Origin of the sequence: Microbacterium sp. 69-10 (genome assembly GCF_001897945.1) — a bacterium.
Classification (GTDB): Bacteria; Actinomycetota; Actinomycetes; order Actinomycetales; family Microbacteriaceae; genus Microbacterium.
Genome location: NZ_MKRT01000022.1, coordinates 206,422 through 220,254, shown reverse-complemented (window position 1 = coordinate 220,254; position 13,833 = coordinate 206,422). Strand labels below are relative to the sequence as shown.

Annotated in this window: 12 protein-coding genes; 6 read left to right on the top strand and 6 right to left on the bottom strand. The window is 70.1% G+C overall.

The genetic code is table 11. The annotated features are described in order from the left end of the window. Window positions 1–1,406, top strand: a 1,406-nt coding sequence (locus BGN97_RS10130; protein ID WP_292700834.1) for an ABC transporter ATP-binding protein, incomplete at its 5' end; no start/stop codon positions are given. Between the two features lie 115 nt (window positions 1,407–1,521). Here BGN97_RS10130 and BGN97_RS10125 read toward each other — a convergent pair. Further along, entirely contained in the window at window positions 1,522–3,303 is a 1,782-nt protein-coding gene (locus BGN97_RS10125; RefSeq protein WP_292700859.1) for a phosphoenolpyruvate carboxykinase (GTP), read from the bottom strand. Between the two features lie 202 nt (window positions 3,304–3,505). Between BGN97_RS10125 and BGN97_RS10120 the strand changes: the two genes are divergently transcribed. After that, the gene (locus tag BGN97_RS10120) at window positions 3,506–4,948 is read left to right on the top strand and encodes an XRE family transcriptional regulator (RefSeq protein ID WP_292700831.1); all 1,443 of its coding nucleotides are present in this window, start codon (window positions 3,506–3,508) and stop codon (window positions 4,946–4,948) included. 37 nt (window positions 4,949–4,985) lie between these two features. On the opposite strand, the gene BGN97_RS10115 is transcribed toward BGN97_RS10120, so the two are convergent. From BGN97_RS10115 to BGN97_RS10100, 4 genes are all read right to left on the bottom strand, one after another. Then, window positions 4,986–5,774 (bottom strand): thioesterase family protein, encoded by a 789-nt coding sequence (locus tag BGN97_RS10115; RefSeq protein ID WP_292700828.1) that lies wholly within the window; start codon window positions 5,772–5,774, stop codon window positions 4,986–4,988. Window positions 5,775–5,801: 27 nt separating this feature from the next. Then, a complete protein-coding gene (locus BGN97_RS10110; RefSeq protein ID WP_292700825.1) occupies window positions 5,802–6,851 on the bottom strand; it encodes a winged helix DNA-binding domain-containing protein in 1,050 nt (349 codons plus the stop codon). A gap of 88 nt (window positions 6,852–6,939) precedes the next feature. Then, window positions 6,940–8,400, bottom strand: a complete 1,461-nt coding sequence (locus tag BGN97_RS10105; RefSeq protein WP_292700822.1) for a glyceraldehyde-3-phosphate dehydrogenase — start codon at window positions 8,398–8,400, stop codon at window positions 6,940–6,942. Between the two features lie 158 nt (window positions 8,401–8,558). Next, complete coding sequence (locus BGN97_RS10100; protein ID WP_292700819.1) at window positions 8,559–9,683, bottom strand: DUF998 domain-containing protein; 1,125 nt, start codon at window positions 9,681–9,683, stop codon at window positions 8,559–8,561. A 91-nt stretch (window positions 9,684–9,774) separates the two neighbouring features. Between BGN97_RS10100 and BGN97_RS10095 the strand changes: the two genes are divergently transcribed. Further along, the gene (locus BGN97_RS10095) at window positions 9,775–10,425 is read left to right on the top strand and encodes an HAD-IA family hydrolase (RefSeq protein ID WP_292700816.1); all 651 of its coding nucleotides are present in this window, start codon (window positions 9,775–9,777) and stop codon (window positions 10,423–10,425) included. Between the two features lie 38 nt (window positions 10,426–10,463). Here the strand turns inward: BGN97_RS10095 and BGN97_RS10090 are convergent, their stop codons facing one another. Then, a complete protein-coding gene (locus BGN97_RS10090) occupies window positions 10,464–10,901 on the bottom strand; it encodes an Lrp/AsnC family transcriptional regulator (protein WP_285634326.1) in 438 nt (145 codons plus the stop codon). A 153-nt stretch (window positions 10,902–11,054) separates the two neighbouring features. Here BGN97_RS10090 and BGN97_RS10085 point away from each other — a divergent pair, with 153 nt between their 5' ends. The 3 genes from BGN97_RS10085 to BGN97_RS10075 form a co-directional block, all read left to right on the top strand. Continuing rightward, the gene (locus tag BGN97_RS10085; RefSeq protein ID WP_292700810.1) at window positions 11,055–12,158 is read left to right on the top strand and encodes a thiamine pyrophosphate-dependent enzyme; all 1,104 of its coding nucleotides are present in this window, start codon (window positions 11,055–11,057) and stop codon (window positions 12,156–12,158) included. After that, the gene (locus BGN97_RS10080) at window positions 12,155–13,183 is read left to right on the top strand and encodes an alpha-ketoacid dehydrogenase subunit beta (protein ID WP_292700807.1); all 1,029 of its coding nucleotides are present in this window, start codon (window positions 12,155–12,157) and stop codon (window positions 13,181–13,183) included. The genes BGN97_RS10085 and BGN97_RS10080 overlap by 4 nt, the downstream gene beginning before the upstream one ends. Next, window positions 13,180–13,833, top strand: a 654-nt coding sequence (locus tag BGN97_RS10075) for a biotin/lipoyl-containing protein (protein ID WP_292700805.1), incomplete at its 3' end; no start/stop codon positions are given. The genes BGN97_RS10080 and BGN97_RS10075, both read left to right, overlap by 4 nt.

Here is a 13,833-nt window from a genome sequence, read left to right as displayed (position 1 = left end):
TCCTCTTCGTCGGCGCCCTCATCGCCATGCTGCTGATCGACCCGCTGCTCCTGCTGCTGATCGTGCTCGTGATCGGCGCATCGGTCGTGGTCGTCGTGCTGCTCAGCGGCCGGATCCGCACGGCATCCGCCGCGCAGCAGCACAAGGTCGGCGAGCTCGCCTCCGGCATCGAGCGCGGCATCTCCAGCATCCGCACCGTGCGCGCCTCCGGCGCGACCGACCGGGAGACAGCCGCGGTCGACGGCATCGCCGGCGAGGCGTACGGCCTGGGCGTCCGCATCGCGAAGATCTCCTCGATGGTCGTGCCGGTCGCCGGCATCGCCCTGCAGCTCTCGCTGCTGGTGGTGCTCGGCGTGGGCGGCTTCCGCGTCGCCTCGGGCGCCCTCAGCATCGCCTCGCTGGTCACGTTCATCATGTTCCTGTTCATGCTGGTCATGCCCCTCGGTCAGGCGTTCGGCGCCATCACCTCGGTGAACCAGGCGCTGGGCGCGCTCGGTCGTATCCAGGAGATCCTCGATCTGCCCACCGAGACGCAGGACGACGAGTCGGATGCCGCCGTCACCGCGGCCCCGGTGGCCGGCGCTCCCGCCATCGAGTTCCGCGATGTGCGCTTCCGGTACCCGGACGACGTCATCGCCGCGCGGGAGGCGGCGGCGAAGGAGGCGCGGACCCTGCTGGTCGACGCGCACCTGCGGCGTGCAGGTGAGGCGGATGCCGAGATCAGCCGCGACGTGCTGAAGGGCGTCTCGTTCGCTGTGCCGCGCGGAGCGCGGGTGGCTCTGGTCGGCCCGTCCGGTGCGGGCAAGAGCACCACGCTCGCGCTCATCGAGCGCTTCTACGACCCGACCGGCGGATCGATCCGGCTCGCGGGCCACGACGTGCGCAGCTACCCGCGGCAGCAGCTGCGCGCCCACTTCGGGTACGTGGAGCAGGACGCCCCGACGCTCGCCGGAACGCTGGCCGAGAACCTGCGCCTGGCGGCGCCGGATGCCACGGATGCCGACTGCGAGCGCGTGCTGCGCTCGGTGAACCTCGGCGACGTCCTCGAGCGGAGCCCGCTGGGCCTGGACGCCCCCGTCGGCGAGGACGGCGTGATGCTCTCGGGCGGTGAGCGCCAGCGTCTGGCGATCGCCCGCGCGCTGCTGACAGAGGCTCCGATCCTGCTGCTGGACGAGTCGACGTCCTCACTGGACGGCGTGAACGAGCAGCGCATGCGCGAGGCCATCGATGCCGCCGCGGCCGACCGCACCCTCGTCGTGATCGCGCACCGCCTGTCGACCGTGGTGGACAGCGACCTGATCGTGGTGCTGCAGGACGGCCTGGTGGTCGGTCAGGGCACGCATGACGAGCTCATCGAGTCCACGCCGCTGTACCGCGACCTCGCCAGGCATCAGCTGCTGGTGTGAGGACGCCCTTCGGCAACGAGACAGTCCCCGGCCGGAAAGGCGCGACGGCGGGATGCCGGAGACCACTCAGCCATGGGTCGTCTCCAGCATCCCGCCGTCGCGGGTCGGGGTGGGCTCAGCGCGCGGTGCTGAGCCGGTAGCGCAGCGCCTCCAGCTCGCTGCGCAGGGCGGCGGGAAGCCGGTCGCCGAAGATGCCGAAGTACTCCTCGGTCGAGTCGGCCTCGGCCATCCAGGCGTCGACGTCGACATCGAACAGCTCGTCGAGATCGGCATCCGAGATCGTCAGCCCGTCGAGGTTGAGGTCCTCACGGCGCGGAAGACGGCCGATCGGGCTGTCGACGGCTCCCACCTCGCCCGAGATGCGACGGATGATCCAGTCGATCACGCGCGAGTTGTCGCCGAAGCCCGGCCACAGGAAGCGCCCGTCCTCGCCGCGGCGGAACCAGTTCACCTGGAAGATGCGCGGCGCGCGATCGAAGCGCAGCTGGCGCCCGACCTTGAGCCAGTGACCGAAGTAGTCGCCCATGTTGTAGCCGCAGAACGGGAGCATCGCGAACGGGTCGCGGCGCAGCTCGCCGACCGTGCCCTCCGCGGCAGCGGTGCGCTCAGACGAGATCGTCGATCCGAGGAAGACGCCGTGCGTCCAGTCGGTGGCCTCGACGACGAGCGGCACGTTGGTCGCGCGGCGACCGCCGAACAGGATCACGTCGAGGGCGACGCCCTCGGAGTCCTCCCAGTCCGCGGAGATCTGGGGGCACTGCGCGGCCGAGACCGTGAAGCGGGAGTTCGGGTGCGCCGCGGGGCGGCCGGACTCCGGCGTCCACGGGTTGCCCTGCCAGTCGGTCAGCTCGGACGGTGCCTCATCGGTCAGGCCCTCCCACCACACGTCGCCGTCCGGGCGCAGCGCCACGTTCGTGAAGATCGTGTTGCCCCAGAGGGTCTCGACGGCGGTGACGTTGGTCGACTCGCCGGTGCCGGGGGCGACGCCGAAGAAGCCGGCCTCGGGGTTCATCGCGTACATGCGGCCGTCCTCGCCGGGACGGATCCAGACGATGTCGTCGCCGAGGGTCTCGACCTTCCAGCCGGGGATCGTCGGGCGCAGCATGGCGAGGTTGGTCTTGCCGCAGGCCGAGGGGAACGCAGCGGCCACGTGGTACGCCTTGCCCTTCGGGTCGATCACGCGGATGAGCAGCATGTGCTCGGCGAGCCAGCCCTCGTCGCGAGCGATCACCGACGCGATGCGCAGCGCGAAGCACTTCTTGGCGAGGATGGCGTTCCCGCCGTAGCCGGAGCCGTACGAGTAGACCTCGAGCGTCTCGGGGAAGTGCACGATGTACTTCTCGTCGTTGCACGGCCACTCGACGTCGGCCTGGCCGGGCTCGAGCGGGGCGCCGACCGAGTGCACGGTCTTGACCCACGGAGCGCCCTCGGCGATCTGGCGGGTGACCGCGTCGCCGACGCGGGTCATGATGTTGATGGATGCCACGGCGTAGGCGCTGTCGGTGACCTGGACGCCGATGTGCGAGAGCTTGCCGCCGACGGGGCCCATCGAGAACGGGATGACGTACATGGTGCGGCCGCGCATGGAGCCGGCGAACACCTTGTCCATGGTCGCGTGCATCTCGACCGGGTCCGCCCAGTTGTTCGTCGGGCCGGCGTCGATCTCCTTCTCCGAGGAGATGAACGTGCGCGCCTCGGTGCGCGCGACGTCGCTGGGGTGCGAGCGGGCCAGGTAGGAGCCGGGACGCCACTCGGGGTTGAGCTTGATGATCTTGCCCTCGTCGACCAGTTCGCGGAGGATCGCGTCGTTCTCGGCCCGGGAGCCGTCGATCCAGTGGACGCGAGCGGGCTGGGTGAGCGCGGCGATGCCGTCGACCCACTCGCGCAGCTCGGCCATGGCCGGGGTGTCATACGCCGGCACGGCCCCGAAGCTGCGCACGGGGGCGACCGGGGAAGTGCGAGGGGCGTATGTTTCAGCCATAGCCATGGGTGCTCCTTTGTGAAGAGGTGGGCGATACATCCATCTTCCGCGCACTTTCCGTCCACTTTCGGCCGTTTCGGCTTGAAAGAAGCTAATTTCTTTCGTGTATGCTCAAGGAATGGCGACAAGTGGACTCGAGCTCAGCACTCTCGGACATCGCATCCGGCATCACCGCACCAAGAAGGGCTTCACGCTCGACGAGCTCGGCTCCCTGGTGGGGATCGCCGGTTCGCAGCTGAGCCTGATCGAGAACGGCAAGCGCGAGCCCAAGCTCTCGCTGCTGCAGGCCATCGCCCTGGCGTGCAGCACCGACGTCGCCGACCTCATCTCGGGTGAGCCGCCGAACCACCGCGCTGCGCTGGAGATCGAGCTGGATCGCGCGCAGACGAGTCCGGTGTTCCGTCAGCTGGGCATCGCACCGATCCGCGTGTCGAAGAGCATGAGCGACGAGACCATCGAGGCCGTGCTGGGTCTGCACCGCGAGCTGCACCGCCGCGAGCGCGAGGCCATCGCCACGCCGGAGGAGGCGCGTCGAGCCAACACCGAGCTGCGGCTCACCATGCGCGAGAAGTCGAACTACCTGCCGGAGATCGAGGCGCTGGCCGAGAAGCAGCTGAAGGCCGCGGGCCACGTCTCCGGCGCGCTGACGCATCGCACGGTCAGCATCATGGCCGAGCGACTCGGCTTCGAGCTGATCTACGTCGACGACCTGCCGCACTCGACCCGCTCCATCACCGACCTGGACAACGGCCGCATCTACCTGCCGCCGGCCTCGATCCCCGGCGGGCACGGACTGCGTTCCATGGCACTGCAGGCCATGGCGCATCGACTGCTCGGGCACACCCGTCCGACCGACTACGCCGACTTCCTGCAGCAGCGGCTGGAGATCAACTACTTCGCCGCGTGCTGCCTGATCCCGGAGAGCGCCGGAGTGGCCTTCCTGCAGCAGGCCAGGAAGGACCGCAACCTCGCGGTGGAGGACTTCCGCGACGCCTTCGGCGTCACGCACGAAGCCGCGGGCCTGCGCATGACCAACCTGATGACCCACCATCTCGACATGCGCCTGCACTTCCTGCGTGTGGACGAGAACGGCGCGATCACCCGCGTGTACGAGAACGACGATCTTCCCCTGCCGATGGATGTCACGGGGGCGGTCGAGGGGCAGCCCGCCTGCCGCAAGTTCTCCGCACGGGCCGCGTTCGAGCAGCGAAACCGCACCACCGAGCACTACCAGTACACCGACACCCCGTCAGGCACGTTCTGGTGCGCGACCCAGACCGGGTCGACCAGCTCCGGCGGCTTCTCGATCACGGTCGGCGTGCCGTTCGATGATGCGCGCTGGTGGCGCGGACGCGAGACCACCCATCGTGCGCAGTCGACCTGCCCTGACGAGGCGTGCTGCCGACGCGCGCCCCTTGCGGTGTCGCAGCGGTGGGAGGGGCGCGCATGGCCGAGCGCTCGGGTGCACACGCACATGTTCTCGCCGCTCCCCCGCGGCGCCTTCCCCGGCGTCGAGGAGAGCGAGGTCTACGCGTTCCTCGACCGCCACGTCGACGAGTAGCAGAACGCTGAATCCCGGCCGGATCGCCGGCCGCGACTCAGCGCGGGCGCACGGTCAGCGTCTGCGATGAGGTGCCCACCGGGCCGTCGGCGTCGCTGAGCACGGACTCGGTGAGCCCGATGCCGTCGGGGCCGAATGACACCGAGGTGTCCAGGCCGAACCAGTCGCCCGTGGGCTCGCGGAAGATGCTCGCGGTCAGGTCGATGTTCGGGTAGAGCGCGCGCTCGGGCGCGACCCGCGTGGCGATGCCGTTGGCGAAGTCGGCCATGCCCAGCATCCGCGACCGTGACGAGATCGCCTCCCCGTCCAGAAGCGGATGCCGCGGGCGGATCCACGCGCGCGACCGGCCCGGCGCGACCGCGTCCCGGCGGGCGTCGATGGAACGGATGGCACCGCCGGGCCAGACATCGGCCGGAGACCACTCGGGCAGGGTGTCCCGGTCGGGCATCGTCGGCAGCGGGATGCCCGAGATCGCGTCGGTGTCGTTCGGCTGCAGCATCCACGCCCGCAGCGTCGCTGCGGCGCGACCCCCGTGGCTCAGCGTCACCTCGACGAGCTCGATCGTGCGGCCAGGACGGACCAGACGGGGCGGCGAGATCTCGAACGCGTCCATCGGGATGACCCCGAGGATGTCGTAGCTCGCGCGAGCGAGCACCAGCGGCACGTCGGGCCGGCGCACGGCGTGCTCCAGCTCGACGACGTGCGCGAGCAGGCCCATCACGGGGGCGATGTGCTGCTCGTCGGGATTCCACGCGCCACCGACATGCTCGGTGGGCTCGAAGGCGGTCTCGGACAGACGACGGAAGTAGCTCGACACGCCATTCATTCTGTCAACTGCGGCGCACGGCGCGATTCATCCCGCCACGAAGGCTGCGAAGCGGGTGAGCGCGGACGCGGCCGACTCCGTCTGCGTCGATCCGTGGAAAAGCTCGGGAGGCAGATGCCGGGTGGCGTCGGCGTGCGACCACGTTCCCACGACCCGGCCGTCCGCGACGAGCGTGGCACGCACCATCCCGTTCTTGCCGGGCCCCACGGCATCGAGGTGCTCGGGGGCGCAGACGGCGGTGCGATCGGCGTACGAGATGTAGTACTCGTCGAAAGCGGGGAGCGCGAACGCATCCGCGGCCTTCGGCGAGCGCCGCGGCGTGGACGATGCCGCGAACAGCCCCTCGCCGACGTCGTCGACCCGGTCCGCGGCACGCTCGGCCGCCTCTCGGGCGGTTCCGAGCGTGAGACCGGACCACCACGCGAAGTCGGCGACGCCGGCGGGACCGTGTCCGTCGATGTAGCGGATGAACAGCTCGGCGAGCGGGTCGTGCGGAGCGTCCGACTCCCGGATCCCGTCCTCCACGCGCACGAACCGCTGCTCGCGGGTCAGTCCCCTGCCGTTCGGCACCAGAGGCCCCTGGCAGATCTCCCCCGCGATGGTCAGGGCGAAGAGCAGGTGGATGCCGCGCTGGTTCCGCGGATCGATGCCGACGCTCTCGAACCGCTCGAAGGCCTGCGCCCGCGTGCATCCGCCGTCTCGGAGAGCGGGAGCGAGTGCGCGCGACGCGGTCGTCATCACCTCGTCGTCGATGCCGAGGTCCCGGTGCCGGCCTGCGGCCTGGCGCCGCTGCCGCTCGGCCGTGACCGACAGCACCCAGGCGAGGTCCCGGGCCGGCACGATGTGCAGGGTGCCGCGCATGGTCCACGCCCGCACCAGCTCGCCGCGCTCGAAAGCGGCATCCACGGCCGCCAGAGTCGGCGTCCCCCTGGTGCGCACGCCGAGCGCCCAGCGGCCGGCGAGCAGGTCCTGGCTCTGCACGGCGAGCATATGCCGCGCGGCATCCACCGGATTCGCGGCAGGGGCCGTCAGCCGATGCGAGCGGAGTCGGCGCTCCAGCAGTGCACGGGGTGTCATCCGTCCATCATGCCGGGAGCATCCGACATCGGCGCGCCGCCCGGAGCGCTCTGCCCCCCCCCGGACGGCGCGACGCGGTGTCACACGGTCAGACGAGAACGTCCTCGTGCAGCGTCACCTCACGGCGGGCCGGGAGGACGACGGGGTGGGAGCCGGCCATCACCTCGAGCACGCGCACCACCTGGCAGGAGTAGCCGTATTCGTTGTCGTACCAGACGTACAGCACGACGTCCTTGTCATTGGCGATCGTGGCCAGGCCGTCGACGATGCCCGCGCGATGCGAACCGACGAAGTCGCTGGAGACGACCTCCGGGCTCTCGACGTAGTCGATCTGCTGACGCAGCTTGGAGTGCAGCGACGCGCGACGGAGGTAGTCGTTCAGCTCGTCCTTGGTGGCCGGATTCTCGAGCGTCAGGTGCAGCACGGCGAGCGACACGTCCGGCGTGGGGACGCGGATCGCGGAGCCGGTGAGCTTGCCTGCGAGCTCGGGCAGCGCGCGGGCCACGGCCTTGGCGGCGCCGGTCTCGGTGATGACCATGTTGAGCACCGCCGAGCGGCCGCGGCGGTCGCCCTTGTGGAAGTTGTCGATCAGGTTCTGGTCGTTGGTGAACGAGTGCACGGTCTCGACGTGGCCGCGCACGATGCCGTAGGCCTCGTTCATCGCCGCGAGAACCGGGGTGATCGCGTTGGTGGTGCAGGATGCCGCGGACAGGATGCGGTCGTCCGACTCGATCGTGGAGTCGTTGATGCCGTGCACGATGTTCTTCAGCTCGCCCTTGCCGGGCGCCGTGAGCAGCACGCGGGCGACGCCGGTGGACTCCAGGTGGCGGCTCAGGCCCGCCTCGTCGCGCCAGCGGCCGGTGTTGTCGACGACGATCGCATCGCGGATGCCGTAGGCGGTGTAGTCGATCGTCCCGGGGTCGTCGGAGTAGATCACCTGGATGCGGGTGCCGTTGGCGATGATCTGGGAGTTGGTCTCGTCGACGTCGACGGTGCCCTCGAAGCGGCCGTGGACGGAGTCGCGCAGCAGCAGGGAGGCGCGCTTGACCAGGTCGTTCTCGGCGCCCTTGCGCACGACGATCGCCCGCAGGCGCAGACCGCTGCCGCCGCCCTTATGGGCGATGATGATGCGGGCGAGCAGGCGGCCGATGCGGCCGAAGCCGTACAGCACCACGTCGACGGGCTCGGAGAGCTCGGCGTCCAGTGCGGGCGCGAGCTCGCCGCGCAGGTATGCGACGAGGTCCATGCCGCTCGCGGCGTGCCCTTCGACCAGTCGAGCGACGTCCAGCGAGGATGCGCCGGGGCCGATCTCACGCAGCGCCTCAAGCACGGCAAGCGTGTCGGTGAGGGCGAGGTGGCTGTGACCCAGCTGCGCGACGCGCTCGTGCACCTCGAGGATGCCGGTCGTCGACAGGCCCAGCAGGCGGTGGCCGTGCAGCGAGGTCACAACGTCGTGCTTGCGGTTCAGGCCGCCGATCAGCGGGATCATCCGCTCGGCGAGCTCTTCGTTGATGTGCCAGTCATCGTGGTGCGTCACGACGTTCTCCATGTGCGTCCTTGCGAGCGTAGTGCAGCATCGTCGATTCACGATGCGAAGGTGGGAGGCGGATCCGCCACATCAAGGCTAACGTCCGGTCGGGCATGAACCCGCGGTTTTCCGGGCGCAAGACCCGTCTGGAACCGGCGTTCTGAAAAGAATCGACCTTCTTACGCGCGATCCGCGAGGTCCGCCTCGACCGCTTCCCCCGCATCCGATCGGACCGACACGCTCGCCGTGCGCAGGAACACGATGATCCAGCTGAAGATCAGGACGGCCGCGATCAGCTCCACCGCGGTGAGGTTGTAGTAGCCCGTCGCGAAGAAGATCGCCAGCAGGGCGATCACGGCGACGTAGGTGTATCCGAAGCCGCAGAACACCTTCGGCAGGCTCGGAAGCAGCCACGGCAGCGCGCAGATCAGCATCGCGTAGACGACGGCCATGCCGGTGGCGACGGTGTTGTGCACGAGGAAGAAGCGGTCGACGGGGAACACCCCGACGCAGGCCAGGAAGATCCCGACCAGCACGAGCCCCGTGCGCATCAGCGTCCGACCGCGGCGCTGAGCGCGGGTGCCGACCGGGAGGCCCGCTGTGGCGTACCGGGCGATGGTGGTCACGATGATGCCCGAGATGATCAGGGTGACGTTGAAGGCGGGGGCCGCACTGTTGGTCGTCTGCCCGAGCGATGACAGGTTGTCCTGCCACCATTTCGGGTCGCTCGAGGTGAGCATGGCGGCGAACGCTCCGATTACCAGGAAGACGGCGAGATCGAGGGAGAGAGTCATGGGTGTGAGGCGCGCGGCGCCGAGGAAGGACACGTAGGCGGTCAGCGCGAACGCGACGGCGACGAGGATCGCGCCGGGGAAGGCGAACACCGGAGCGCCGATGAAGCTCAGCTCCAGCAGCTGAGCGATGCCCAACCAGCCCAGGAAGGCGATCGACGCGTAGGCCCCGCCGATCGCGACGAGGTCGAACCAGCGCAACCGATCGGCTGGGCCGACGAAGCCGTCTCGAGGCTGGTCGGCCGGCGCGTCGGAGGGCCGCACGGCCAGCCGCCCGGCGGTGAAGGCGAGCACCGCGACGATCGCACCGCCGACCGACGCGTACCATCCGATCGACCCCGGGCCGGTGATGGCCAGGTGCGCACCGCCGAAGATCAGCCAGGAGACCGGGAACCCGATCACGAACGCGGCCGCGCCCGCCAGGAGGGCGACGGTCTCGCGCACCTCCGCCGTTGCCAGCGGACGTCGGAGCACGTCCTGCACCTCTGCGGCGATCTGCTTCAGCTGCGGCATCCGATTCCGGCCGGCTCCCGGCCGCCTCCCGCGCTCACTCTATGGCACCCGCCGTGCCGTCCTTCACGGGCACGGCGGATAGCCTGGGCGCATGACTCACAGCATCCGCGCCCGGGCGATCCTCCTCGACATGGACGGCACGCTCGTCGACTCCACGGCCGTCGTGGAGAGGCTGTGGCTGCGGTGGTCCGAGGCGCACGGACTGGACCCGCGACGCGTGCTCGAGGTGATCCACGGGCGCCAGGGGCACCAGAGCATGGCGATCCTGCTCCCCGACCGCGACCACGCGATCAACCTCGCCGAGAACGCCGAGATGCTCGCGACGGAGACGGCCGATGTCGAGGGCGTCGTCGAGATCCCCGGCGCGGCCGCGCTGCTGGTCGCCCTGCAGGACGCACCGCACGCGATCGTGACCTCGGCTGACGTGGCGCTGATGACCGCGCGGATGCAGGCGGCCGGGCTGACCGCACCCTCGATGACCGTGACCGCCGAGAGCGTCTCGGCATCCAAGCCCGACCCGGAGGGCTTCCTGCTGGGCGCGCGGATGCTGGGCATCGAGCCGGCCGACTGCGTGGTGTTCGAGGACTCCGAAGCGGGCGTGCAGGCGGGGCTCGCGGCCGGTATGCGCGTCATCGGCGTCGGAGCCCACGCCCACGCGCACGGCGCGACCTTCGTGGTCGACGACCTGACGCACGTGCAGGTGCGGGTGGATCAGGACGGGATCGAGCTCACGCTCAGCTGAGCCGGTCGGCGTCGCTCGGCGTCTCGCCGCGCCGAGCTTCAGTCGCGGCCGAAGTCCTCGAAGATCAGCGTGGTGCGGGTCGAGCGGATGAACGGGATGGCCTGGATGTCCTCCAGGACGATGCGCCGAAGGTCGCGTGCGTCGCTGGCCCGCACGAGCAGGATCACGTCGAAGTCGCCTCCGACCAGTGCCATGTGCTCGATCTCCCGGATCGCCCGCAGCCGCGCCTGCACGTCCTGCCAGCTGGACTGCTCGATGGCGAGCATGACGTAGGCCGATGCGTGATGGCCGAGCTGCACCGGGTCCGTGCGCACGGTGTAGCCGGTGATCACCCCGGCATCCGTCAGCCGCTTGATGCGGGCGTGCGCACCGGCGCGCGAGATGTGCACGGCGTCGGCGATGGCCGTCATCGAGGTGCGCGCATCCCGGCGCAGCTCATCCAGGATCGCCCGATCCACCGCATCCAGATCCGACATCGGCACCCCTTTTCGTTCCGTCAGCAGATCCTGACACTTCGCGCGTATTCAGCCGATCGTACTGTCGAACGTCCACTTCTGTGCCACTCCTGTCGAACGATTGATGATTCCGCGGCACACTGTGCGAAGAGGTTCCGCAAGGAGGCGAACACGATGCAGCACGAAGACCTGCTCCCCCGCGACACCCCCGTCGCGCTCATCGACAAGGACGGCGCGACCGTCGCCGACGAGCAGTACGCGCTGCCGGATGCCGAGACGCTGCAGCGCGCATACCGCGGCCTCGTCGAGGGACGCCGCATCAACGACCAGGCCTATGCGCTCGTGCGACAGGGACGTCTCGCCGTGTACCCCTCCTCGCACGGTCAGGAGGCGTGCCAGGTCGCCGCCTCGATGGTGCTCGGCGACCACGACTGGCTGTTCCCCACGTACCGCGACTCCGTGGCCGTGATCTCCCGCGGCGTGCGCCCGGCAGACGCCATGGTGCTGCTGAAGGGGGACTGGCACTCCGGCTACGACCCCGCGGAGCATCGCGTCGCCCCCCAGTCCACGCCGCTGGCCACCCAGCTGCTGCACGCCGTCGGGTTCGCCCAGGCGGCCAAGCATCGCGGCGAGGACACCGTGGTGCTCGCCCTGTGCGGCGACGGCTCCACCAGCGAGGGCGACTTCCACGAGGCACTCAACTTCGCGGCCGTGTTCCACGTTCCGGTCGTCTTCTTCGTGCAGAACAACGAGTTCGCCATCTCCGTCCCCCTCTCCCGCCAGACCGCGGCGCCCTCGCTCGCGCACAAGGCGATCGGCTACGGGATGCCGGGGCAGCGCGTGGACGGCAACGACGTCGCAGCCCTTCTCGCCGTGCTCGGCGAGGCCGTGGACCGCGCGCGCAGCGGCGGCGGCCCCTCGCTGGTCGAGGCGCACACCTATCGCATGCAGGCCCACACCAACGCCGACGACGACACCCGCTACCGAGACCGCGACGAGGTGAAGGCGTGGGCGGACCGCGACCCGCTCAGCCGGATGCAGGTCTTCCTGCGGGCCCAGGGCCTGCTCGACGACGCCGCGCAGCAGACCATCGCCGACGGCGCCGAGGTGATCGCCGCAGCGCTGCGCGATGCGCTGAACGCCGATTCCGACCTCGACCCCGAGGACCTGTTCCGCTTCGTCACCGCCGAGCGCTCCCCGCAGCTCGAGGAGCAGTGGCAGCTGCTGCGCGGCGAGATCGAGCGCGCATCCCTCACCGACGCAGGAGGCCACCGATGACCATGGCGAACGACATCGAGATCGAGACCCCGCACGTGGTCGGCACCATGACCATGGCCGCGGCGATCAACCGCGCGCTGGCCGACGCCATCGCCGAGGACCCCGACGTGGTCGTCTTCGGCGAGGACGTGGGCGCGCTCGGCGGCGTGTTCCGCATCACCGACGGGCTGGCCGAGCGCTTCGGCGAGGACCGCTGCTTCGACACCCCGCTCGCCGAGTCGGGCATCATGGGCACTGCGGTCGGCATGGCCATGAACGGCATGCGTCCCGTCGTCGAGATGCAGTTCGACGCGTTCGCTCTGCCCGCCTTCGAACAGGTGGTCAGTCACGTCGCGAAGATGGGCAACCGCACGCGAGGCGCCCTGCGGATGCCGATCGTCATCCGCATCCCGTTCGGCGGCGGCATCGGCGGCGTGGAGCACCACTGCGACTCCTCGGAGGCGTACTACGCGCACACCCCCGGTCTCACCGTCCTCTCGCCGTCCACACCGCAGGACGCGTACTCGCTGCTGCGTGCGGCGATCGCCTCCCCCGACCCCGTCGTGTTCCTGGAGCCGAAGAAGCTGTACTGGTCGAAGGGCGAGGTCGACACCTCCGTCACGGCCGACCTCGGCACCGCGCGCATCGCCCGCGAGGGCACCGATGTCACGGTCCTGGCGTACTCGGCCATGGTGCCGGTGGCGCTCGAGGCCGCCGAGATCGCGGCATCCGAAGGGCGCAGCGTGCAGGTCATCGACGTGCGCAGCCTCTCCCCGTTCGACGACGCGACGGTGACCGCCGCCGTGCGCTCGACCGGTCGCGCCGTCGTCGTGGCCGAGGCGCCGGGCTACGTCAGCGTCGCGAGCGAGATCCAGGCCCGCGTGTTCGAGCGCTGCTTCGAGTACCTCGAGGCGCCGGTGCGTCGCGTCACCGGATTCGACACCCCGTTCGCGCCGCCCAAGCTCGAGCACTGGTACCTGCCGGATGCCGATCGCGTCCTGGACGCCATCGACTCGCTGCACTGGGACGACGAGGCCACCGAATGAGCACCACGACCGCACGGGTGTTCCGCCTGCCGGATCTCGGTGAGGGCCTCACCGAGGCCGGCCTCGTGCAGTGGCTCGTGAAGGTGGGCGACACCATCACCACCGACCAGGCCATCGCCGAGGTCGAGACCGCCAAGAGCATCGTCGAACTGCCCTCCCCATTCGCGGGCGTCATCACGGCGCTGCACGGCGAACCCGGCGATGTCATCGACGTCGGCGCCCCGGTGCTCGAGGTCGCCTCGGATGCCCCTGAGGCGCCCGCCGCATCCGACACCACCGAGAAGGACGCCTATCGCGCCGAGGAGCGCGCAGGCTCCGGCTCCGGGAACGTGCTGATCGGCTACGGCACCACCGAGCGCACCGGCTCCGGCCGTCGACGCCCTCGCGCAGCATCCGCTGCCTCCGACCAGCCCGCAGCGCCCGCCGCTCCGGCGCCGACCGCACCGGGTGCCGCCGAGAGCACCACTTCCCCGCGAAGCCAGGCGGTGCGTTCGACGACAAGTGGTGCAGTCGACGCTGCATCCGCACCGAAGCGCACCGTCGCCGTGCGATCGCCGCTGGTGCGGCGGCTCGCCCGCGACCTGGGCGTGGACGTGCACACCCTCGTCGGCACCGGATCCGACGGCGCGATCACCCGAGCCGACGTGCTG

Coding starts and splice junctions, on each gene's coding strand:
- BGN97_RS10125 (WP_292700859.1), bottom strand. CDS start 3,303: ATGGCCGAGCTGCGCGAGTGGGTCGACGGCATCGCCGCGCTCACCCAG.
- BGN97_RS10120 (WP_292700831.1), top strand. CDS start 3,506: ATGGCGACAAGTGGACTCGAGCTCAGCACTCTCGGACATCGCATCCGG.
- BGN97_RS10115 (WP_292700828.1), bottom strand. CDS start 5,774: ATGAATGGCGTGTCGAGCTACTTCCGTCGTCTGTCCGAGACCGCCTTC.
- BGN97_RS10110 (WP_292700825.1), bottom strand. CDS start 6,851: ATGACACCCCGTGCACTGCTGGAGCGCCGACTCCGCTCGCATCGGCTG.
- BGN97_RS10105 (WP_292700822.1), bottom strand. CDS start 8,400: ATGGAGAACGTCGTGACGCACCACGATGACTGGCACATCAACGAAGAG.
- BGN97_RS10100 (WP_292700819.1), bottom strand. CDS start 9,683: ATGCCGCAGCTGAAGCAGATCGCCGCAGAGGTGCAGGACGTGCTCCGA.
- BGN97_RS10095 (WP_292700816.1), top strand. CDS start 9,775: ATGACTCACAGCATCCGCGCCCGGGCGATCCTCCTCGACATGGACGGC.
- BGN97_RS10090 (WP_285634326.1), bottom strand. CDS start 10,901: ATGTCGGATCTGGATGCGGTGGATCGGGCGATCCTGGATGAGCTGCGC.
- BGN97_RS10085 (WP_292700810.1), top strand. CDS start 11,055: ATGCAGCACGAAGACCTGCTCCCCCGCGACACCCCCGTCGCGCTCATC.
- BGN97_RS10080 (WP_292700807.1), top strand. CDS start 12,155: ATGACCATGGCGAACGACATCGAGATCGAGACCCCGCACGTGGTCGGC.